We start from the raw sequence: 22,859 nt of genomic DNA on the forward strand, positions 1-22,859 counted from the left end.
TATGAAAAAATATGCTTTTAACTAATAATACTAATCCCTATAAAATCTTCTTTCCCTTAAAGTAACTCTAGGATTTCGGATGACTTTTTCATCCCTTAATATAAAAAGCCCCCGTATTAAGATACATTTCTGCATATCTTAATACGGGGGCTTTTTATAAATTTAATCTTCGTCTTTAACATCCATATCTTCTGGAATTGGTTCATTTAATATTTCTTCCACTAACTGCTTATATTTCTCCATTTGTTCTAAATGTGTATTAAACTGTTCCTTATTTATTAAATATTGCTCTCCATCAAACAATGCACGAACTTTCTTTTGCTGAATTAAGTCTTCAACATACGATTTTGGTAATTTCAAATACTCCGCAGCCTCTTCTATCGTTATATACAATGTGTTCATTCCTTTATTATTTTTTCATATACATAATGTATCTTACTTTATTTTTGTAAACAAATAAAAAAGATTTTGTAAATACAAATTAAAAAGCAGGTAGATGCATTCCATATATTGTATAATACTATAGTAAGTATTTTTTAAATATAGAATGGTATTACCCATTTACACAAAGGAGAGTTAACATATGGCTACTCGTCACATCATTACAATGTTAGAAAAAACATTACGAGTTGAAACAGAAAAAACAATTTCTCATCTATCTAAGTCTTTATCCGATCGTATTCTTTCACAAAGTGCAGCAGTACATGAAAATAATTGTTATCATACGATTGGTGAATGGTACAAAAATCATTTCTTATTCCAACAAGATGATTTCCTTTGGGCTAAATACGTTTTCTATGATGCATATTGTGAAGCTATAAAAAAACAAGGCAATCTTACAAAACGCGTTCGTCAAATATTAGAATCATTAGCTCGACAACATGGAAAACAATATATTGTTTCTATACAAAATATTCCATTTCCTAATAAGCAGACAAAAGGGACCGCATAATTTAATAATGGTCCGCACAAACCAACTATAGATTCATTGTTTCTTAGAAAGATTTACAAATAAAATGTTCAAGTCTTTGTATTCCCTTTTTATAGAAATACATTCATATGACATGAACTAATGAAAACGGTGTCATGAAAATGATTGAAAATATAGTAAACAGGAAAAACCCCATTTGTATCTCTCGTCCATAGAAATAGAGATGTAAATGGGGGTATACTTGTTCCTTTATTATTTCATCATCTGCTTAATCAATTCTCGATTTCTCTTCTTAAATACTTCATTATGAGAAGAAACCATTCCGTACTCACTTGCATCAGGTTGAATAAATTGTTTCGCTTTATTCACAGCGTTTCCAGCATCTTGGAATGCCCCTGCGATTAAATGCAATTTCCCTTCATGCTTTAAAATATCTCCAGCGGCATATAATCCGTCTACCGAGGACTCACTATTTGCATTCCCTGCAATATAATAATTGTCAACAATAGCAACATCTAGCTCACTATTTTCTAATAATGTTATATCGCGTTCATATCCATGATTAATAATAACTTCATCGATAGATAAATGAGAAATTTCTCCAGTTTCATGATTTGTTAATTCTATATATTCAATCGCTTCATGGTTATCACCAGCAATTAATTTTGTAATCGATGTATTAAAGAAACATTCTGCTGAACTGTTCATAAGTTGTTTTACTTGTGCTTCATGACCAGATAATTCTTCTTTTCTATATGTTAAATAAACTTTTTTTGCGATTGGTTCTAATTCGTTCGCCCAATCAATTGCGGAGTTCCCTCCGCCTGAAATAATTACCGTTTTATCTTTGAAACGTTTTAACGATTTAACTGTATAATTTAAATTTGAGACTTCGAATCTCTCAGCACCTTCAATTGATAACTTTTGTGGATTTAATATACCACTCCCAGTTGCGACGATCACTGTTTTTGAAAAATGTTCTTCCCCAGAGCTTGTTTTCAATGTAAAAATGCCATCCTGATTACGAATAATTGATTCTATTTTTGTATTCAATACAACTTCAGGCTGAAATGTTAATCCTTGTTGTACAAGTTGCTCAATTAATTTATCACCAGTAACCGGTAATAATCCGCCAATATCCCAAATCATTTTCTCCGGATAAACATGTATTTTTCCACCTAACTGTGGTTGAAATTCTATTATTTTCGTTTTCATCTCTCTTAGTCCACTATAAAAAGCTGAATAAAGCCCTGCAGGTCCTCCGCCTATCACAGTTACATCAAACAATTCTTCTTGATTCATTCGTGTCACTCCTCAGCTACTAATAATTGATTATCATTCTCAATAAAATATAACTTGTTTTTATAAATTTTACAATCAAAATCACTATTGACAATACACCTATATAAAATTATAGTATTTAAAGAATCAATAGTGATAATCATTATCAATTTGTTAATTATTAGCAACTGTGAGATTACATCTTCTTCTATTACTATGGTGAATACTATATGGTAAAATCTCAAGTTCAAGATTGTTAATAAGACTTTTGTATTACCACTAACTTTTCAAAAGATCAAAGCCAAACAATTTATTGTATATCACATATCATCTATCAAAAGGAGAAAGACGATGAAAAAATTATTCATTTCACTAACAGTTCTGTTCGTCCTTGTTATGAGTGCTTGTAGCAATGGTTCAACAGACAAGAAGAACGACGCAAAAGGTAAGAAATCAGAAACAATTACATACCAATCTGAAAATGGTAAAGTTGAAGTTCCAGCAAATCCACAACGTGTTGTTGTCCTATCATCATTCGCTGGTAACGTAATGTCATTAGGTGTAAATCTTGTTGGGGTAGATTCATGGTCTAAACAAAACCCACGTTTCGATAGCAAACTGAAAAATGTCGCTGAAGTATCAGATGAGAATGTTGAAAAGATTGCTGAATTAAATCCAGATTTAATCATTGGTTTATCAAATATTAAAAATGTTGATAAGTTAAAGAAAATCGCTCCTACTGTAACATACACTTACGGAAAAGTTGATTACTTAACACAACACTTAGAAATCGGTAAATTATTAAATAAAGAAAAAGAAGCAAAAACTTGGGTTGATGATTTCAAGAAACGCGCACAAACAGCTGGAAAAGACATTAAAGCGAAGATTGGTGAAGATGCAACCGTTTCTGTTGTTGAAAACTTCAACAAACAGCTTTACGTATACGGCGAAAACTGGGGCCGCGGAACAGAAATTCTTTACCAAGAAATGAAATTAAAAATGCCTGAAAAAGTAAAAGAAAAAGCTTTAAAAGAAGGATACTACGCATTATCTACTGAGGTATTACCTGAGTTTGCTGGTGATTACTTAATCGTAAGTAAAAACAAAGATACTGATAACTCATTCCAAGAGACAGAATCATATAAAAACATTCCAGCAGTAAAAAATAATCGTGTATATGAAGCAAACATGATGGAATTCTATTTCAATGATCCACTTACATTAGATTTCCAACTAGACTTCTTCAAGAAGAGCTTTCTTGGTCAATAATACAAACATGAGGAATTCTTAATTTAAGAATTCCTCTTCCTTTATTCTATGAAAAGAAAAGATGTGAAACGAATGAAAAAAGAGCAAGACAACCTACGTTCCAACGCTTTTACATACAAATTAATTTTGAGTATCATTGCATTCTTTCTTATTTTTATGTTTGCAATGGTGTTAGGCGCTGCAGATACTTCTATAAAAGACGTATGGTTAGCACTTACTTCCTCTGCTAAAGGAGATAAACTATCCATCCTTCGTGAAATACGTTTACCACGTGAAGTTGCTGCTATTTTTGTAGGAGCTGGACTCGCTGTTTCTGGTGCAATTATGCAAGGATTAACGCGAAACCCACTTGCCGATCCTGGATTACTTGGCCTAACTGGTGGCGCAAATGCTGCACTTGCACTAACACTTGCCTTCAATCCTTCTATAAGCTACCTTTACTTAACACTAGCTTGCTTTATCGGTGCTGCAATTGGCGCTATTATGGTATTTGGAATTGGCATGGTGAAAAAGGGCGGACTTTCCCCTCTTCGAATTGTATTAGCTGGTGCTGCTGTTTCAGCATTTCTACTTGCAATCTCAGAAGGTGTTGGCATTTACTTTAAAATTTCACAAGATGTATCAATGTGGACGGCTGGGGGCGTAATTGGAACGAGTTGGAGCCAATTAAAAATTATTATTCCGGTTATTTCAATAAGTATATTTATCGCTATCTTACTTGCAAAGAAATTAACAGTTCTTAGTTTCAGTGAAGAAGTTGCCGTTGGACTCGGTCAAAAAATAATCGTTATTAAAACGATTTTATTTATCATTATTATCTTGCTTGCTGGTGCTTCTGTAGCACTTGTCGGAAACATGGCATTTATCGGCCTTATGGTACCCCATATGGTTCGTCCAATCGTTGGACCAGATTACCGTTTTGTTATACCGATGTCAGCGATTGCTGGTGCTTCCTTTATGCTGCTCGCAGACACAATCGGACGTACAATTAACGCTCCGTATGAAACACCAGTTGCTGCAATCGTCGCAATTGTAGGATTACCATTCTTCCTATTTATTGTACGTAAAGGAGGAAGAACTTTCTCATGATGCAATCTATTCTAAAGAAACAACGCCTTATCATACTTGCATTACTCATACTTACCATCACAACAATTGTAATTGGAATGGGACTCGGTTCTGCCGCTCTCTCCTATGACAGATTAATCCCAACACTTATGGGACAAGGTACATTTAAAGAAGAATTCGTTTTATATTCTTTAAGGCTACCTAGAATCGTCATTACATTATTAGCCGGTATGGCACTCGCTTTATCAGGTGCTATATTACAAGGTATTACCCGAAACGATTTAGCTGAACCTGGTATTCTCGGCATTAACGCTGGTGCTGGTGTTGCAGTTTCTGCTTTCTTTCTATATTTCCCGATAGACGTAGGTTCATTTCTTTACCTACTACCAGTCGTTGGATTTATCGGTGCGTTTCTAACAGCTGTTCTAATTTACGTATTTTCATATAGCAAATCCACAGGCCTTCAGCCAATAAGATTAACATTAACCGGCATCGGTTTTTCCTTTGCACTATCTGGCGCGATGATTGTACTTATTTCATCTGCAGATCGTATGAAAGTAGACTTTATCGCTAAATGGATTGCCGGAAACATTTGGGGAGATGACTGGACATTTGTTTTAGCAATGCTTCCATGGCTAATCGTATTGATCCCATTTGTCTTCTATAAAGCAAATCGATTAAATATACTAGCATTAAACGAACCAGTAGCAATCGGTGTTGGAATTGAAATTGAAAAAGAACGAAGATACTTATTAATCGCAGCCGTTGCACTTGCTGCCGCTGCTGTTTCCGTAACAGGAGGCATTAGCTTTATCGGACTTATGGCTCCTCACATCGCCAAATCTTTAGTAGGTCCAAGGCATCAAATATTCATCCCTATCGCCGTTTTAATCGGCGGATGGTTATTACTACTAGCGGATACAATTGGACGAAATATCGTCGAACCTAGCGGTATTCCAGCTGGTATTGTCGTTGCTTTAATTGGTGCACCTTACTTTATGTATTTGTTGCTTAAGAAAGTGTAAGAAACACCCTCAAGATTTTTTCTTGAGGGTGTTTTCATTTCATTCTACTGCTGTCCATACCCTTCAAACTTCTTCGACAAATTCTCCATCTCGTCTTCTGGCAGTAATTTCGGTTCTCCGACACTTTTCGTTTGATAATAAATTTGAGCACAAAACTCTATTTCTTCTGCAATAGTAAACGCCATTTTTATATTATTTGCACCAGCCATTAAACCATGATTCGCAAGTAAAACTGCACGACGATCAATCATTCCTTCAAAAGCAGCCTCTGCTAATTGCTTCGTACCAAATGTTTCATATGGTGCACAGCGAACATTCGGACCTGCAAAAGCAATTAAATATGATACAGCAGGAAGTTCCCATCCTAATGATGCGATTGTCTTCGCATAAGGAGAATGTGTATGTACAAGCGCATTTATATCTTCACGATTTCTATAATAGATAAGGTGCATATCTAATTCGCTTGATGGTTTTCTCTCTCCTTCTATCACTTCACCATCTAAATTCAATATAACTACATCTTCAGGCGTCGTTTCATAATAATCTAGACCACTTGGGCTAATTGCAACAAGACCTTGTTCACGATTGAAAATACTAATATTACCGCCAGTCCCCTTTGTTAAACCACTAGAAATCATTTTCTTTCCGTACGCTACAACTTCTTCTCTTTCTTTTTGCAGTAACATATACATCCCCCTAGTAAGAAACTTATGATGACTATTTTTCTAAAAACTATCTACTTATTGAAATAGCTTTTTTAAATTCTCCATAAACGGTGCTCTCACAATTCCTTTTTCCGTAATAATCGCTGTTATATTTTCATATGGCGTGACATCAAATGCCGGATTGTATACTTTACTTTCTTGCGGAGCAGAGTATTGTCCGAAACGATTGATCACTTCAGAAGCATCCCTTTCTTCAATTGGAATTTCTTTTCCTGTCAGTGTTTTCAAATCAATTGTCGGCGTTGGTGCTGCTACATAAAACGGAATGTTGTAGTATTTAGCTAAAATAGATACGCCTAATGTTCCAATTTTATTTGCTACATCCCCATTTGCTGCTACGCGGTCACATCCAACGATTACCGCATCAATTTTCCCTTGTGACATGACCATTGCTGCCATATTATCTGTAATGACCGTTACATCAATTCCCGCTCGCTGCAGTTCTAATGCCGTTAACGTTGAACCTTGTAATCTAGGGCGTGTTTCATCGGAATAGATTTTTAAGTCCCATCCTTTTTCTTTCGCTAAGTACATTGGAGCTGTCGCAGTACCATACTTAGTCGTTGCTAACGCACCTGCATTACAATGCGTTAATACCCCCATGCCATCATGGAATAATGTTAATGCATGTTCTCCAATTTGACGGTTAATTTCTTCATCTTCTCTATGAATCTCTTTTGCTTCTTCTAATAATCTATCTTTCAACTGCGCAATTGATAAGTGAGCATTCTCTTTCGCGACACTTTCCATTCTTTCAAGCGCCCAAAATAAATTTACTGCCGTCGGTCTTGATGTCGCTAAGTATGCACATACCTTTTTTACTTGCGCTATGAATTCTTCCGCCGAACTTTCCGCAACTTCCTTTACTCCTAAATACACACCGTAGGCTGCTGAAACACCTATTGCCGGCGCTCCTCGTACTTTCATTACTTGAATCGCATCCCACACACCCTCAGCCGTTTTAAAAGATTCATAGACTATTTCGTTCGGTAATACCGTTTGATCCAATAACACTAAAGCATCATCTTTCCACTGAATTGGTATTAATTGCTCTGCCATCATCTTCTCCCCTTATTTCGCACTATGCATTGACTGTTTTTTTAACGTTTCTACAAAGCTGCTACCTGTTTTATATTGATTCGCTTGTAAAATAAACTTCTTCGCTGTCTGAAGACAAATTCGCTCCGCTCTAGCACGCGCCTCTTCATTCTCAATACAAGTCATATCCTTTACCTTCGCTAGACCAACAATACGACGAATTAACTCAAGACCCGTCACTGCAGCTGTATCCTCTAATACAGATTGTAAATAAACTCGGTTAAAGCCTTCTTCCTTCGCCATAATCTCTGTCACATGAATATCCCAAGCATCTAAAAACTTCTTCTTAAATAAATCAATTACATCTATCATGGTAGATTCTATCCAGTTCATATATGTATCTTTCTCAATACCAGATTGCATCACTGCATCTGCATTCACCCATGCAAACATTAAATTCGCCATTATATTCCCAACGTCATATCCCATAGGTCCATAAAAAGCAAATTCAGGATCAATAACCTTTGTAGAATCACTTTTTACAAAAACAGAACCAGTATGTAAATCACCGTGAAGTAGCGCTTGTGCATTCGTCATAAACGAAAACTTAAGTTTTGCTACTTCCATACGAAGCTCTTTATCACTATAAATATGCTCCCTAATCCATCCTTCATTTAATTGAAACAATTCGTTGCGTTTATTATGGTTTGTGAATGGCTCTGAATATACGAGGTCCTCTGTAATCTCACATAACTCAGGATTTATATAATTCTTCACGAGTTCCTTCTTCTCTTTATGATTCATTACAACATCTGATGTTAATAGAAGAGTATTTACCATAAAAGTAGTTAAATCATCAGCAAGCCTCGGAAACATTTGATGATTTATGAGTGCTGTACGCAATATTGTGTGATCTGATAAATCTTCCATCACGCAACAATTCATCACACTATCGAACAAATATACATTTGGCACGAGTCCAGGTGCTAATTCTCCTTCTAATCGTAAAACATCTGATTCTATACGGATTCGATTCGTCGACAACTTAAACTCATCTGAAATACGCGCTGTATCCCCAGCTTGTTTTACAATGACAGAAATACTCTTCTGTTCATCACAAACGCGGAACACATAATTTAAATTACCATCACCTATTTCTTTACACTTTAGCCCCTTTGCATGCTCGAACTTAGGTAATTTCTCTTGCACATATGCAATCACATCTTTAGCTTCCATTAAAAAATACTTCGTGAACTTAGACATGGTTTCCCCTCCATACCAAATGTAAACGTTTTCTAAAAGCCGTAAAAAATAATAGACTGAAACTTTTTCAATCTATACTATATCTTCTCTATTGCAATACATATCTCGCTTTTATTATATCTTGTTAGAAATGAGCGTCAATGTTTCTATTTCTCATTGCAATATACTTCTTATTATATATATTTATGATGACAATAATTGTTCACAAAGATTCCGATACATTTTGTTTTATTTATTGCACAATTCTTTGTAAAATAGAAGTAAGCAGTTCCTTTTCAAATCCACAACTTCTAAGAAATATTTCCTTCCTAAGAATTTATACTTACACTATGTCTCTAACATACACACTACTCTTTCAAACACTCATTGAAAATTTATGACTTGAAAATTACCTTTTAATTCCCTAGCAGCCTTAATTGAGAATAAATATTAATTAAATTGGTATAAAGTTGGTTTATTCTCTTGACAAAATAACCACTTCTATATGATAATTAATATCGAATTAGAATTATTATAGTTAATTAAAAAATATATTTTATGAGCAAACTAATTTCCGATGCTCAAAACCAACCTTTAGGAGGAATTTTAATATGTTATTAATCGGCACAGAAGTAAAACCGTTTAAAGCTAATGCTTACCATAATGGAGAATTTATCCAAGTTACTGACGAAAGTTTAAAAGGAAAATGGAGCGTAGTTTGTTTCTACCCAGCAGACTTCACATTCGTTTGTCCAACTGAACTTGAAGACTTACAAAACCAATACGCAACTCTAAAAGACTTAGGCGTTGAAGTATACTCTGTATCTACAGACACTCACTTCACTCACAAAGCATGGCATGATAGCTCAGAAACTATCGGCAAAATCGAATACATTATGATTGGTGACCCAACTCGCACAATCACTACAAACTTCAACGTTTTAATGGAAGAAGAAGGTCTTGCTGCTCGTGGTACATTCATCATCGATCCAGACGGCATTATCCAATCTATGGAAATCAATGCTGACGGTATCGGCCGTGACGCAAGCATCCTTGTTAACAAAATTAAAGCAGCTCAATACGTACGTAACAACCCAGGTGAAGTTTGCCCAGCTAAATGGCAAGAGGGTTCTGCAACACTTAAACCAAGCCTTGACCTTGTAGGCAAAATCTAAGGAGTTCGATCAAAATGATACTAGATGCAGATATAAAAACACAACTATCCCAATACCTTCAGTTAATGGAGAACGATATTTTACTTAAAGTAAGCGCAGGAGACGATAACGTATCTAAAGATATGTTATCTCTAGTAGATGAATTAGCTACTATGTCATCTAAGATTACAGTAGAAAAAGTTGAACTAGAGAGAACACCAAGCTTTAGCGTAAATCGCCCTGGTGAAGAAACTGGTGTCGTATTCGCTGGTATTCCATTAGGACACGAATTTACTTCATTAGTGTTAGCTTTACTACAAGTTAGTGGACGTGCTCCAAAAGTTGAACAAAAATTAATCGATCAAATCAAAAACATTCAAGGCGAATATCATTTTGAATCTTATATCAGCCTAAGTTGTCATAACTGTCCTGATGTTGTACAAGCTCTTAACGTGATGAGCGTTCTAAACTCTAGTATTACACATACTATGATTGATGGCGCTGCATTTAAAGAGGAAGTAGAAAGTAAAGACATCATGGCAGTACCAACTGTTTACCTAAACGGCGAATCTTTCGGAAGCGGTCGTATGACACTTGAAGAAATTTTAGCTAAAATGGGTAACGGTCTAGATGCATCAGAGCTTTCTGATAAAGATCCATACGATGTTCTTGTTGTTGGTGGCGGCCCAGCTGGTGCAAGTGCAGCAATTTATGCAGCACGTAAAGGCATCCGCACTGGTATCGTTGCTGAGCGCTTCGGTGGCCAAGTAATGGATACTATGGGTATTGAGAACTTCATCAGCGTAAAACACACTGAAGGTCCTAAGCTAGTAGCAAGCCTTGAAGAGCACGTAAAAGAATACGACATCGATGTAATGAATCTACAACGTGCGAAACGTTTAGAGAAAAAAGAACTTATTGAAGTGGAACTTGAAAACGGCGCTATTCTGAAAAGTAAGAGCGTAATCGTTTCAACAGGTGCTCGCTGGCGTAATGTTGGCGTACCGGGTGAAGCTGAGTTCAAAAACAAAGGTGTAGCATACTGCCCACACTGTGACGGTCCATTATTCATCGGAAAAGATGTAGCGGTTATCGGCGGTGGTAACTCTGGTATTGAAGCAGCTATCGACTTAGCAGGTATTGTTAAGCACGTAACTGTTCTTGAATTCATGCCAGAATTAAAAGCTGATGCTGTATTACAAGAACGTCTTAACAGCTTACCTAACGTAACTGTTCTGAAAAACGTTCAAACGAAAGAAATCACTGGTACTGATAAAGTAAACGGTATTTCTTACATCGATCGTGAAACTGAAGAAGTACACCATGTTGAATTACAAGGTGTATTCGTTCAAATCGGTCTCGTGCCAAACACAGACTGGTTAGGCGAAACAGTTGAACGCGTTCGCGGTGAAATCGTAACAGACAAGCACGGCGCTACAAACGTACCAGGAGTGTTTGGTGCAGGTGACTGTACAAATAATCCGTACAAACAAATCATCATCTCTATGGGTTCAGGTGCGAATGCAGCTTTAGGTGCATTTGATTACTTAATCCGTAACTAATTATATAGACGTGAGTTTTAAAAAAGCAGGTGCCAAGGCACCTGCTTTTTTTATAATCCTAATGTATAAACTAAAAATCTCTCATTCCCATTCTTCTCATAAGCACCCGGTAATCTAACTTCTCTCTTCAATTCAAAAGCAGTCTGATTCTCCAAGAAGAAAATATAATCTTCAGAAGGGTAGTATAAAATAATATCAATTTCTCTCTCCACCGCTTCCACTGAAAGCAAAATGTTATTTACTACGTTCATAAACACTTGTACAGAAAATGGATTGAAGAAATAAAATCGGTTATCACGTGGATCAATCTCATATTCCTGTGCTAAACAACATTCAAACCCAATTTTATCTTTACTGTTTTTTACCTTCCTGGCATAACGCTCACGGTTTTCCATCGCTTCTTTATAAAACTCTTCATTCATTTCAATCCCAACCGCTGAAGCACCACACTTATGGTGCATGTAAAAGTTTAATCGTCCTTTTCCGCACCCAAAGTCTACAATTCGATCGCTACTTGTTATTTCATATTGATTCAATAACTCATCTAATCCGCTATATGGCGTCGGTTCATAACGGTGATAATGCATAGACTTATTAAATCCTCTTTGCTCACCGACAGTTTTTATATGTAATACAGCATCGTAATATTGTTCGTTCATTCGTCTTCTCCTATTAAGAAATGGTACTTATTATTATACACCATGTACTGAATGCTCATTTTCATCAAATTAATTGGTACGTGAAATTATATTATCGCGAAATCGAATATATCGACTTAACAACAACTTCCTACCCAAAAAAACAGGAGCTTTCTAGCCCCTGTCTTCTAATACTTTCAATACAGTTTGTTTCAATATTTCTACTCCATCCATTATACAGCTATGATCAAACTTCATATACGGATGGTGTAATCCAGGTTGTAAGTTCGCCCCTAGTCCAAGCATGACAGCTTTTAAATGGGGTCTTTTCACTGTATAGTAATGGAAATCATCGCTTCCTGTCGTATACAGTGGTCCAGTACATCCCTCTTCCCCGTACACTTCAAGAATACCTTTCCGCATGAAACGCTCAGCTTCTTCTGACACTTCAGCTCCTGGTGCGAGATCGATCCACTCATAAGAAAGTTTAGATCCCATTGATTCAGCTGACTGAATTACTTGCTCTATTTTTCGCTTCAATTCATCTAGTAATATGTTATTTTCTGCTCTTACATCTAAACTAAAGTGCCCGTTACCTGGAATAATATTTAGATTATCACCACCAGCTTGGCATCTCGTCATCTTAACAGAATAAGACGTCTGCGGCGGTAACCATATATTTTTCAATCCAATATTGATCATCGAAATGACATCAATTGCATTTATACCTTGATGTGGGCGTGCCCCGTGTGCATCATCTCCATGAATCATCCCTTCTAAAAATCCTGCAGCTCCGTGACGAATAGATGGTGCAGCTTGTTTCAAAGGCAGTTCTTCAATTGGCCTTAAATGAACACCAAATAAGAAATCTGCATCATCCACGGCGCCCTTCTCTACCATCTTTAAGGAACCATTTCCTTTTTCCTCTGCCGGCTGAAAAATAAATCTAACAGTACCGCTATCCCATCTCATATTTTTCAATTGTAAAATAAGGCCCATCACAATTGTCATATGAGCATCGTGGCCGCATGAGTGATTCGCTTTAAATTCTCCGTCTACTTCTTGCCATAGTGCATCCATATCAGCACGAATCGCGATAACTGGATTCCCTCTTCCGATTTCAGCAATCACGCCAGGGCAATCATCAAATATTTTATATGAAATTCCTTCTTCTTTTAGAAAGTTAGTAATATAAGCTGTCGTTTCATATTCCTTCCAACTTACTTCAGGGTTTTCATGTAAATGCTGAAAAATTTCAGTTAAACGCTCTTGTAGTTCTAATGTTTTCAACTTTTCATTCTCCTTCCCAAATTACAAACCATTAAAGTTAATTATATTTCTGAAAAAACAGATGTTTTTATGAACATATTGAATTTTAAGAAAAAAGTCAATTATTTATTTTAAAATGCTATTAATACCAATATTTACTCATTTTATAAAGATATTTATACAGATAGAACATTCCTTATTTTCTGTTTTTTGTTGACGCTTGCATATATCTTTAGTTATTATAACTTAATAAACGTCTATTTTGCGACAATTCTAAAAATACAAACATACATAATGAGGAGGCAGTTTATGAAAAGAGAAATACCTTTTGGCATAGCAATAATCCCTATTATCATTACAGTTGCAGTTATGATGGTTACAATTGTTGTATTAAAACAAAGCCCTCACGTCCCACTTATTATCGGTACAACCGTTGCTTCTATCGTCGCTTGGCGATACGGTTACAAATGGAATGACATTGAAGAATCGATGTATAAAGGAATTCGCCTTGCATTACCCGCTATCGTTATCATTATTCTAGTAGGTTTAACGATCGGTGCTTGGATTGGCGGTGGAATCGTCGCTACTATGATTTATTACGGCTTAAAACTTTTAACTCCATCACTATTTTTAGTTTCAATTACAATTATTTGTTCTATCGTTGCATTAGCAATCGGTAGCTCCTGGTCTACAATGGGAACAATTGGTGTTGCTGGAATGGGAATTGGCCTAAGTATGGGAATCCCAGCTCCAATGGTTGCCGGTGCTATAATTTCCGGTTCTTATTTTGGCGATAAAATGTCACCGCTTTCAGACACGACAAACTTAGCCGCAGGATTAACAAATACAGATTTATTCACACATATTCGTCACATGTTATTTACTACAATTCCAGGTTTAATTATTACTCTTATCGTTTATGCGTTCTTAGGAAGAAGCTTTGGCGATAACAATATTGATTCAAAAAGCATCGATCAAACGTTACAAGTATTGCAACAAAACTTTGTTATCTCACCTTTTCTATTAATTATACCAGTAGTTGTTATGGTATTGGTCGCTAAAAAAGTCCCTGCTATACCAGCTATTCTCGTAGGTGTTATTTTAGGATTCTTATCACAAGTCTTTATTCAAGGTGGTTCTGTCTCATCAGCTGTCGGTGCACTCCAAAGTGGATTTGTTATAGACACTGGAAATAAGCTAGTAGACGAACTATTTAACCGTGGTGGCTTAAGCTCTATGATGAATACAGTTTCTATGACAATTGTCGCTATGACTTTCGGAGGAGTACTAGAACATACTGGCATTCTTCGCTCAATTGTAAATCAAATTTTAAAATTAGCGACATCAGCAAAGGGACTTATCGCTTCTACTATCGCATCTTGCTTTGCAACGAATCTTACTTGCTCTGAACAATATATTTCGATTGTTGTTCCTTCAAGAATGTATGCAAATGCGTACACAGAAAAAGGACTACATTCTAAAAATTTATCCAGAGCATTAGAAGATGGTGGAACATTAACTTCTGTTTTCGTACCTTGGAATACATGTGGTGTATTCATACTCGCAACACTTGGTGTAGGCGCATTCGAATATGCTCCTTATGCTATATTGAATTTCATCGTACCTATTATTTCAATCATTTATGGTATAACTGGCTTCACAATTACGAAGCTATCGGATATTGAAAAAGCAGACCTATTGAAAAAACAAAAAGCGCAACTAGAAGCTTAAAATTTTTGAAACGAATACAATGGTAAATTCAGCTCATATATTGCGCGAGGGCGCCCTTGTTGATAGGGCATTTCCTCGCCGCAAATATTGGCATATCTGTAATCAACTAATTTCTTTAACAGCCTTTCCGTCGATCGCCTAGTCACTTGTAAGTACTCAGAAAGATCCGCCGCTGTAAATTTCAATGATGGATGCGATTGACTAAACTGAATAATTTTTGACAAGTTTGCAGGGCTAAGCTTCGTTTCCTTCGCTATTTTCATTAATTCTGGATTATCGTTTTTTAAACTTTGTACTCTCTGTTCTTTCGGGAACGGACCAAATAATTCTTTATCACTTGTTAGTATATAAAAGCAGCGTTCTATCGGATTATTTTTTGCGAAACCTTGAGCGATTTTTGCATTTTGTTCCGCTTCATTTACTGTTTTTCCGTAACCAAATCCAATAGATACAGCTCCTTCTATATTCGTAAATAAAAGATCTATCGTATTTGTTTTTGTACTCGATTCGATATCACCACGAGTTGTATACAAAATAAAAGTCATTTCATCAACTTGTTTAAATGAACCACGTAATTCTTTTGAAATTACATTTAATTGTTCAAACGATTTTTCTTGTAACTCTATAAAGGATATAATACAAGCACCAACAGTAGCTGAACGGCTTTTTGCTAACTCAGCTTTTATTTTTGCATCTTTTAATCCATGTATAATTGATTGCGTTGGATCTATCATACGCTCTGAAGGAATACCTATTTTTTGAAGTTCATCGTAGACAGCGTGAATACTAGTTAAAGCTAAATCAGCCTCTCCTGATTGATATTTAGCTAAATGAAAATCAATGATTCTCTTAATTTCATCATTACTCCATAACACATTTTCATAATCCATCACTTGCGGAGTTTCTTTCAGACCGATATCATGGAACACATTTTTAATAAACGAACGATCTACTAAATCAATTGAAATTTTATGAGGTTGAATACTTTGATGATATATTATAGAAAGAAGTGAAGAAGCGACAGTTGTCTCGTCTTGCTGTAAGTACGTACTTGGAATTGGTAATTGTTCTCTTATTTCTTTTGCCATATAATAAGGTAGGGCACCCGAGAAAAAGATAACATCACAAGGTTTTAAACGCTTTAATAGTTCAGAAGATTCTGCCGGGTGAAGGTAAATATATGGATCAATCTCTATCTCTTCTAGTTTATGAGCAATAGGTAAAAGATTCTCCATAAACTCTTTTGAACCGACAACTGCAATTTTTATCATCATTTTCTCTAACTCCTTATCATTAATTAACGACTATTTAACGTCAACTATATCAAATGTACAAAACCATTGTAAACAGGAAGGGGTCTTTATTCAATGAAAATTACAGCTATTCACCTTTACGCAATTCGTTTACCGCTTCGCGATCCGTTTGTTATTAGTTATGGTTCTTATTCTGATATGCCTTCTATTATCGTCAAAATGGAAACAGATGAAGGTATTATCGGTTACGGTGAAGGCGTTGCTGATGATCACGTTACAGGTGAATCATGGGAAAGTACTTTCCATGTTTTAAAACATACACTAGCTCCTGCTCTAATTGGGAAAAATCCAATGAATATCGAAAAAATACACGATATGATGGACAATACAATTTACGGTATTCCTACTGCGAAAGCTGCGATTGATATCGCTTGTTTTGATATACTGGGTAAAAAACTAAATCAACCTGTATATCAATTAATTGGAGGACGCTACCATGAAGAATTTCCTGTCACTCACGTCTTAAGTATCGCCGATTCAGAAAATATGGCTGAAGAAGCGGCTTCCATGATTAAGAAAGGTTACCAATCTTTCAAAATGAAAGTCGGCACAAATGTAAAAGAAGATGTAAAACGAATTGAAGCTGTACGTGAACGTGTAGGAAATGATATCGCGATTCGTGTTGATGTAAACCAAGGCTGGAAAAATAGCGCAAACACATTAACAGCACTTCGTTCATTAGGTCATTTAAACATTGACTGGATTGAACAACCTGTTATAGCGGATGATATTGACGCAATGGCTCACATTCGTTCTAAAACAGACCTTCCGCTTATGATTGATGAAGGACTAAAAGGCTCTCGTGAAATGCGCCAAATTATTAAATTAGACGCAGCTGATAAAGTGAATATAAAACTAATGAAATGCGGCGGCATATATCCAGCTGTAAAACTCGCTCATCAAGCTGAAATGGCAGGTATTGAATGCCAAGTTGGATCCATGGTTGAATCATCTGTTGCCTCTTCCGCTGGATTCCATGTCGCTTTCTCAAAAAAAATCATTACTAGCGTCGAACTAACAGGACCATTAAAATTCACAAAAGACATCGGAAACTTACATTACGACGTACCATTTATTCGCTTAAACGAAAAACCAGGACTCGGCATTGAAATAAACGAAGATACATTACAAGAACTAACCGTCTTTCAAGACGTTGTACGCTAAAGGAGGACTAACGCATGACGATTCTTTACGAAGGAAAATTAAAACAAAACAACGATTCATTTCACGTTACATTACTATCTTTAGAACATATGGAACAAATTTTATCATTACAAAACGTTATAGTTGAAGCGCTAGAAGATAAAGGTCGTTTACAACCACTCTCGCTAGAAGAATTTCAATACATTCTAGAAGGAAACGGCATGATGATCGGTGCGTTTATACAAAACGAGCTCATCGCATTTCGTGCCCTACTAGTCCCTCCTATCGACGATGAACATTTAGGGCTTGATATTGGTCTACCAGAAAGTCAGCTACACCGCGTCATCTATCAAGAAATCTCAAACGTTCATCCAAACTGCCGAGGAAATGGCATGCAAAAAATATTAGCCACAGTCATCATGGATAAATTACAAAAAGAAGACAGCCAGTACGACTATGTTTGTTGCACCGTTGCACCTTTCAACATCCCTAGTTTAAAAGATAAGTTTGCGCAAGGGATGGAAATTGCTGCGCTGAAGGAGAAGTATGGCGGTAGTATGCGGTATGTTTTTGTGAAGGAATTGCGTAAGGACACAGAAAGAGATTGGACGAATGTTAAAAGTGTTCCGATGAGTGATGTTAGTGAAAAGCAAGCGTTACTTTCAGAGGGGTATCGTGGGTATGCGATGGAGAGAATAGACGATACTTTCACTGTGAAGTTTGGACGATAATCTATGTACAAAGAGAACCCTAATTCATTAGGGTTCTACTTTATTTCATTCCACAATCTAAAGTAATAACTAAACCGTCATCTTCCAACTCGATAACGCTAACCAGTTTTCCATTTCCTTATAATCAGGCATTATCTTCCCGACAAGACGCCAAAAAGAGCGATCATGATTTAAATGAACCATATGACACATTTCATGAACAACTACATAATCAATTACCCTCTGAGGTGCCATTGCTAGCTTCCAATTGAATGTTAACTGTAAATTCGAATCACAAGTTCCCCACGTACGACTACTATCTGTAATACGAATAGAACGCGGTTTTGTTTTAAAGTTACTTTGATACGCTTTAATACTCTTCTCTACTAATGCCTTGCACTGCTTATAGTAAAATCGTTTTAAAGCCTGCTGGATTTTCTCATCCTTAAGCTCATTCACATAAATGTGTAGCTTATCCCCTTCAAAAACTGCATTGTCTTGCGTAATACTTGCATCTTGAGAAATCTGTATCGGATACGTATTCCCTAAATACAGAAAGCCCTCTCCTTGATCATAACCCTTTTCCTGTGGTCCAAGCGCTCGATCCTGCATTTCCTTACGTGTTGCCTGAATCCAGTCCCATTTCTCCTCTAACAATTGGACTAAGTATTCAACAGGTGTTCCCTTTGGAGCCTGCACTTCCACATTTCCGTACGAATCTACCAAAAGACGCACCGACTTTTTCTTCTTATAAGTTATATGAAAATTAATTGTCTCACCTAAATATGTATGTACCATTTCATCACCTAGTGTATTATTTTACAAATAAAAAAGAATAGGACACAAACACCCTACTCTATCTATTATATCATTTACTGTTTCACTGAACTTATTATCCTCTATACTTTACAGCCAATCCCTTAATGAAATTCCTTGCGTATCTATCGCCGCACACTTTGTAATGCTTATGGCCTTTTTTTCTTAATAGAGCGCCTAACTCTCCTTTTGTTACGATAACGCCTACGCTATCTAATATATCAAGCACATCTTCAGTCGTTAAAGATAGTGCGATTTTCATTTTCTTTAGAAGAAGGTTATTCGCACTCTCCTTGCTCTGTACAGGTGCCGGTTGCCCTGGTTTCGGATCTTGCTTCCCTCTTTTTAAAATAATAAATCCATTAAAAAATGCCTCTAGCATCATCATGTCGCATGTTAATACGTACTCATCTTCGATTACATCATCATCTTCCGCTTCATGTTGTGGACTTCTCTTTACTTTTGTAAGCATATCAAGTACGTCCTCTTTCGTTACTTCCATCCCGCCAAGTTCAAAGATTTCTACCATATCTATATCTCTTATATCTAAAGCGTATCTTACTCTTTTTAATATATCGTTGTTGCTCATTGCCATTGTATTTCCTCCTGAAATGTTGATTATAGTAATGCTTTTAGCATGTATAAATTAATATCGTTAAGTTACTACTTTAACATTTTAGAGGTAGGTTTTGTAGTCTTAGGTGGATTAATGCTTTTGGGGATGAGTTTAAAACAGCAATATATGTTGTTTAGGCACTTGGGATTATCCATTTTAAACCAATTGAATTATAATGATACTAGAGTTCATACGGGAGGGAATCAATAGTGAATTATCTAATTGGTTATAAAGATGCTGAACGAAACTTCGGACATGAGGACCCAATGCTAACAGAATATACATATGGAGAGTCAGGGGCTAATACCGAAAAGCTCCTAAAAGTACAAAAGGGAGATTTTCTATTCTTTCATAAAACAATACATAACAAGCGCTGTATAACCGCATATTATCTGGTCGAAGAAGTCGTGCTTGTAAAAGATATCAAACAGAATCTTTTAATCATGAATAAATATGATAATCCTCACCTAAAGAAAGAGATTCAGCAACTGACACCAAGCGAATGTATTGCGTTTGGAAATCCTATTCAATCTAAAGTCCTTCAAGTTCCTTTGGAAATTACACCTGAATTATTGAGTAAATTATCCAGGTCTGCAAACCTTAATCCTAATCAAACTTTATTAAGTGCAATTTCTTCTGCTCTTCGTACTTGGAAAGAATTGAATCCATCTGATATCAATTTATTATTAGATTTAATTGAACAAAATGAGTCCAAGGGTAGACTTACTAATAGAGTTTTAACCGCTGAAGAAGTATTTCAAATTTTAGAAAGAGATATCGAGAAATTCATCATTTCTAACCCTTCAATACTTGATGCAAACTATACAATTGAAAAATCACAGCATATCTTCTCAGATGAATCACGTTTAGATTTGTTATTAAGAGATACTACTAATAACGAATTTATTGTAGTAGAAATTAAGAAAGGCCCTATTGATAGAAACGCTTTAAATCAAATTAAACATTATATTAAACTATGTAAAGAAGAATTAAAATTAAATACTGTAAAAGGTATTTTAGTTGGTAGTGGGACATCACCTTCCTTTGAGGATGATATTAATAAAGCAAAAAAGGATAGGATAATCGTGCGAAATTACGGATGGGGATTTACTATTAATTAACATACTTAAAAATGGACAAACCTAATATAGGTTTGTCCATTTTTTTATGCAACTCAAAATATGAATATTTGTGGTACGGTTCACCGTAACTAATCTAAATGAGGTTATTGTTCATTATTTTCATAATTAAATTTAACAAAAAAGGTAGTGCCTTCCGATCCTGTTTGAATTTCTATTTTCGCATTATGCCGGGCAGCAATGGCATAACATACACCTAACCCCAATCCAGTTCCATTATCTTTGGTTGTGTAAAATGGAGTACCTAGTTTCTCTAATACTTCAGGCCTGATACCTTTTCCTTGATCCCGCACTGCAAGCACCACACAATTTTGACCTTCCTTGTAGGTGCTAATGGTTAGAATTTTCCCTGTGCTCATCGCTTCTAAGCCATTACGGTATAGGTTTATTAATAATTGCCGTATCTCATTACGATTTAAAAGTAATTCTGGAATGTCATTTGTATCGACTTGAATATATTTATTTTGATTATACGTATCAATCTTTATTAAAGGAATAATATCGTGGATAATTGAATTTAAATCTAACATCTGCAAATCCGATTTCCTTGTATTACCGATTGAGAGAAATTCAGTAATAATAGAATTGGCACGGTCAAGTTCTTCAATCATTAAATTAAAGTACTTATTATGTTTCTCATAGGTGTGCTCTTCTTTTAATAACTGCAAAAACCCTCGTACTGTTGTCATTGGATTTCTAATCTCATGGCTGATACCTGCTGCCATTTGTCCTATTAAATCTATGTTGGATAACCTTTTCAATTCCTGCTCATATTGCTTTTTTTCCGTTATGTTTTTAAAAATACAACAAATACCATCATCATACGGGTATGCAATAACTTCGTGCCAATATTCATCAGAGATAGAAAAAAATTCGAAATGAACTGTAATTCGCTCTGACATTGCACGATGAAATTCCTTATACATAACTGCGTCGACGCTACTCGGGAAGACCTCCCATATATTCTTACCTAATACATCTTTTGCTGTTTTTCTTTGTGGAAAATATTGATGCTTATTTACGTACGTAAATTCCCATTTATTATTCAAAGTAAAGAATCCATCCGTAATAATTTCAATCACACTTGTAACTTTTTCATTAGCAGTAGCTAGTTCTCTCGTTCGCTCTTCCACCATGCTTTCAAGTTGATCCATATATAACAAGTTTGAAAACGTAGGAGCTGTGGCATCAACGATAGATTTTGCCAGTTGAATTTGGGAATTATCGTAATTGTGAGCTTTTCCCTCTTTGCCAACGACGATTACCCCTAATACTTCTCCCATTGAAAACAATGGAATCATCAGTAGACCCTTACTATCTATATTTTTTATTTGAATAACCTCTTGGATCTTGGCTTCATAGCTTTTCTCCATCCAATCCGCTTCTGTCCAATCACAGTCCTTGCTTAACTTCGTTGTTTTAATCGTTGTTTTGTCTAGCGGGTCTAAAAGGTGGGCAGCCATGTTTTTACTCTCTAAAATCTGTCCTAAGTAAAAAAAACATTTATCAAAACTCTCCTGTATCGAGGAACACATTGATAAATCACGGGTAACATCTAGTAACAGCTGCTTCTCGGCAATAAGGTTTTCCTTTTGTGTTAAATTATTTGCGTTTTGAATTGCGACCGCAGCCATATTTACATAAGCTTCAACACTTTGAATCTCTGAATCTGTTAAGTTCATTGGAACTCCATAATCAAATAAAAAAACCAGACCAAATAACTCTTGTCCAAATGAGATAGGCAGAGCTAATAAGGACTTAACTTTGAACGCATTAACTGGTCTCGGATCCGGCCGATGATCCTTTGAGGTATCAGGGATATAGATGGTTTTTTTGGTTTCAATAACTTCTTTTGCCAGTAAGTCTATTTCAGGATCAATTACCTGAGTATCGAGCGTTACGCCATTTATGGTCTCTGGTTTTCCTGCAAACCCTCTAAATGTTCCATCTTCCTGGGGTAAATAAATTCCAACAGCGTTGCACCTAACAATCTCCTCTGATATCGCCATTGTTACACGCTGCAATACTTCACGTAGTTCTAATTTTGTATTTATTATTTTTGTTATATTCGCGAGCCTAGAATATCTCGTCTGATCACTTAACATTCACATAGCCTCCAAGTTATAGGCATAATAAAATAAACATGATAATATCAGTGAAAATCAAGACCAACCTGCCATTTTCAATTT

General features: G+C 35.9%; 21 protein-coding genes. 10 read left to right on the top strand and 11 right to left on the bottom strand.

Features of this window, described 5'->3' with window-relative positions; all coding sequences use genetic code 11:
• Positions 1–162: 162 nt before the first annotated feature.
• Positions 163–402, bottom strand: coding sequence for a helix-turn-helix domain-containing protein (locus ABH959_RS18625; protein ID WP_002010190.1), 240 nt, complete (start codon positions 400–402; stop codon positions 163–165).
• Between the two features lie 181 nt (positions 403–583).
• Here ABH959_RS18625 and ABH959_RS18630 point away from each other — a divergent pair, with 181 nt between their 5' ends.
• Positions 584–952, top strand: a complete 369-nt coding sequence (locus ABH959_RS18630) for a hypothetical protein (protein ID WP_113938011.1) — start codon at positions 584–586, stop codon at positions 950–952.
• Between the two features lie 231 nt (positions 953–1,183).
• Here the strand turns inward: ABH959_RS18630 and ABH959_RS18635 are convergent, their stop codons facing one another.
• Positions 1,184–2,233, bottom strand: a complete 1,050-nt coding sequence (locus ABH959_RS18635) for an NAD(P)/FAD-dependent oxidoreductase (RefSeq protein ID WP_113938012.1) — start codon at positions 2,231–2,233, stop codon at positions 1,184–1,186.
• Positions 2,234–2,563: 330 nt separating this feature from the next.
• Between ABH959_RS18635 and ABH959_RS18640 the strand changes: the two genes are divergently transcribed.
• From ABH959_RS18640 to ABH959_RS18650, 3 genes are read left to right on the top strand one after another with little or no spacing between them, the layout of a single operon-like run.
• Positions 2,564–3,481 carry an iron-hydroxamate ABC transporter substrate-binding protein gene (locus ABH959_RS18640; RefSeq protein WP_000732562.1) on the top strand — a complete coding sequence of 306 codons (918 nt, stop codon included), beginning with the start codon at positions 2,564–2,566 and terminating at the stop codon, positions 3,479–3,481.
• A gap of 48 nt (positions 3,482–3,529) precedes the next feature.
• Positions 3,530–4,570 carry a FecCD family ABC transporter permease gene (locus tag ABH959_RS18645; RefSeq protein ID WP_002091286.1) on the top strand — a complete coding sequence of 347 codons (1,041 nt, stop codon included), beginning with the start codon at positions 3,530–3,532 and terminating at the stop codon, positions 4,568–4,570.
• Positions 4,567–5,574 (top strand): FecCD family ABC transporter permease, encoded by a 1,008-nt coding sequence (locus ABH959_RS18650; protein ID WP_404493041.1) that lies wholly within the window; start codon positions 4,567–4,569, stop codon positions 5,572–5,574. Before ABH959_RS18645 ends, ABH959_RS18650 begins: the two co-directional genes overlap by 4 nt.
• A gap of 44 nt (positions 5,575–5,618) precedes the next feature.
• Here ABH959_RS18650 and ABH959_RS18655 read toward each other — a convergent pair whose 3' ends face one another.
• The 3 genes from ABH959_RS18655 to mtnK are packed head-to-tail and all read right to left on the bottom strand — an operon-like array spanning position 5,619 to position 8,600.
• The gene (locus ABH959_RS18655; RefSeq protein WP_002010177.1) at positions 5,619–6,260 is read right to left on the bottom strand and encodes an L-fuculose-phosphate aldolase; all 642 of its coding nucleotides are present in this window, start codon (positions 6,258–6,260) and stop codon (positions 5,619–5,621) included.
• 54 nt (positions 6,261–6,314) lie between these two features.
• Positions 6,315–7,358 (bottom strand): S-methyl-5-thioribose-1-phosphate isomerase, encoded by a 1,044-nt coding sequence (gene mtnA, locus ABH959_RS18660; RefSeq protein ID WP_113938013.1) that lies wholly within the window; start codon positions 7,356–7,358, stop codon positions 6,315–6,317.
• A 12-nt stretch (positions 7,359–7,370) separates the two neighbouring features.
• Positions 7,371–8,600, bottom strand: coding sequence for an S-methyl-5-thioribose kinase (gene mtnK, locus ABH959_RS18665; protein WP_404493042.1), 1,230 nt, complete (start codon positions 8,598–8,600; stop codon positions 7,371–7,373).
• Between the two features lie 590 nt (positions 8,601–9,190).
• Between mtnK and ahpC the strand changes: the two genes are divergently transcribed.
• Both ahpC and ahpF read left to right on the top strand, forming a co-directional pair.
• A complete protein-coding gene (gene ahpC / locus ABH959_RS18670; protein WP_000924419.1) occupies positions 9,191–9,754 on the top strand; it encodes an alkyl hydroperoxide reductase subunit C in 564 nt (187 codons plus the stop codon).
• A 14-nt stretch (positions 9,755–9,768) separates the two neighbouring features.
• Positions 9,769–11,295 (top strand): alkyl hydroperoxide reductase subunit F, encoded by a 1,527-nt coding sequence (gene ahpF / locus ABH959_RS18675; protein ID WP_404493043.1) that lies wholly within the window; start codon positions 9,769–9,771, stop codon positions 11,293–11,295.
• A gap of 50 nt (positions 11,296–11,345) precedes the next feature.
• Here ahpF and ABH959_RS18680 read toward each other — a convergent pair whose 3' ends face one another.
• Entirely contained in the window at positions 11,346–11,954 is a 609-nt protein-coding gene (locus ABH959_RS18680; RefSeq protein ID WP_404493044.1) for an SAM-dependent methyltransferase, read from the bottom strand.
• 153 nt (positions 11,955–12,107) lie between these two features.
• A complete protein-coding gene (locus tag ABH959_RS18685) occupies positions 12,108–13,223 on the bottom strand; it encodes a M20 peptidase aminoacylase family protein (protein ID WP_002159466.1) in 1,116 nt (371 codons plus the stop codon).
• Positions 13,224–13,511: 288 nt separating this feature from the next.
• Between ABH959_RS18685 and nhaC the strand changes: the two genes are divergently transcribed.
• Positions 13,512–14,933 carry a Na+/H+ antiporter NhaC gene (gene nhaC, locus ABH959_RS18690; RefSeq protein ID WP_016093442.1) on the top strand — a complete coding sequence of 474 codons (1,422 nt, stop codon included), beginning with the start codon at positions 13,512–13,514 and terminating at the stop codon, positions 14,931–14,933.
• Here the strand turns inward: nhaC and ABH959_RS18695 are convergent.
• The gene (locus tag ABH959_RS18695; RefSeq protein WP_404493045.1) at positions 14,930–16,207 is read right to left on the bottom strand and encodes a transcriptional regulator; all 1,278 of its coding nucleotides are present in this window, start codon (positions 16,205–16,207) and stop codon (positions 14,930–14,932) included. The two genes, nhaC and ABH959_RS18695, sit on opposite strands and share 4 nt — an antisense overlap.
• A 93-nt stretch (positions 16,208–16,300) precedes the next feature.
• Between ABH959_RS18695 and ABH959_RS18700 the strand changes: the two genes are divergently transcribed.
• Together ABH959_RS18700 and ABH959_RS18705 are read left to right on the top strand one after the other, a co-directional pair.
• Positions 16,301–17,410 carry a mandelate racemase/muconate lactonizing enzyme family protein gene (locus ABH959_RS18700; RefSeq protein WP_219300436.1) on the top strand — a complete coding sequence of 370 codons (1,110 nt, stop codon included), beginning with the start codon at positions 16,301–16,303 and terminating at the stop codon, positions 17,408–17,410.
• Positions 17,411–17,424: 14 nt separating this feature from the next.
• The gene (locus tag ABH959_RS18705) at positions 17,425–18,120 is read left to right on the top strand and encodes a GNAT family N-acetyltransferase (RefSeq protein ID WP_404493046.1); all 696 of its coding nucleotides are present in this window, start codon (positions 17,425–17,427) and stop codon (positions 18,118–18,120) included.
• A 69-nt stretch (positions 18,121–18,189) separates the two neighbouring features.
• Here ABH959_RS18705 and ABH959_RS18710 read toward each other — a convergent pair whose 3' ends face one another.
• Entirely contained in the window at positions 18,190–18,897 is a 708-nt protein-coding gene (locus ABH959_RS18710; RefSeq protein ID WP_404493047.1) for a M48 family metallopeptidase, read from the bottom strand.
• A 94-nt stretch (positions 18,898–18,991) separates the two neighbouring features.
• Positions 18,992–19,510, bottom strand: coding sequence for a YehS family protein (locus ABH959_RS18715; RefSeq protein ID WP_113938022.1), 519 nt, complete (start codon positions 19,508–19,510; stop codon positions 18,992–18,994).
• Positions 19,511–19,740: 230 nt separating this feature from the next.
• Here ABH959_RS18715 and ABH959_RS18720 point away from each other — a divergent pair, with 230 nt between their 5' ends.
• Complete coding sequence (locus tag ABH959_RS18720) at positions 19,741–20,652, top strand: endonuclease NucS domain-containing protein (protein ID WP_113938024.1); 912 nt, start codon at positions 19,741–19,743, stop codon at positions 20,650–20,652.
• Positions 20,653–20,756: 104 nt separating this feature from the next.
• Here ABH959_RS18720 and ABH959_RS18725 read toward each other — a convergent pair whose 3' ends face one another.
• On the bottom strand, positions 20,757–22,775 hold the full coding sequence (locus tag ABH959_RS18725) for a GAF domain-containing sensor histidine kinase (RefSeq protein WP_404493048.1): 2,019 nt from the start codon (positions 22,773–22,775) through the stop codon (positions 20,757–20,759).
• Positions 22,776–22,859 lie beyond the last annotated feature (84 nt).

It is taken from the genome of Bacillus sp. RC51, assembly GCF_044908115.1.
In the GTDB taxonomy this organism is placed as follows: Bacteria; Bacillota; Bacilli; order Bacillales; family Bacillaceae_G; genus Bacillus_A; species Bacillus_A mycoides.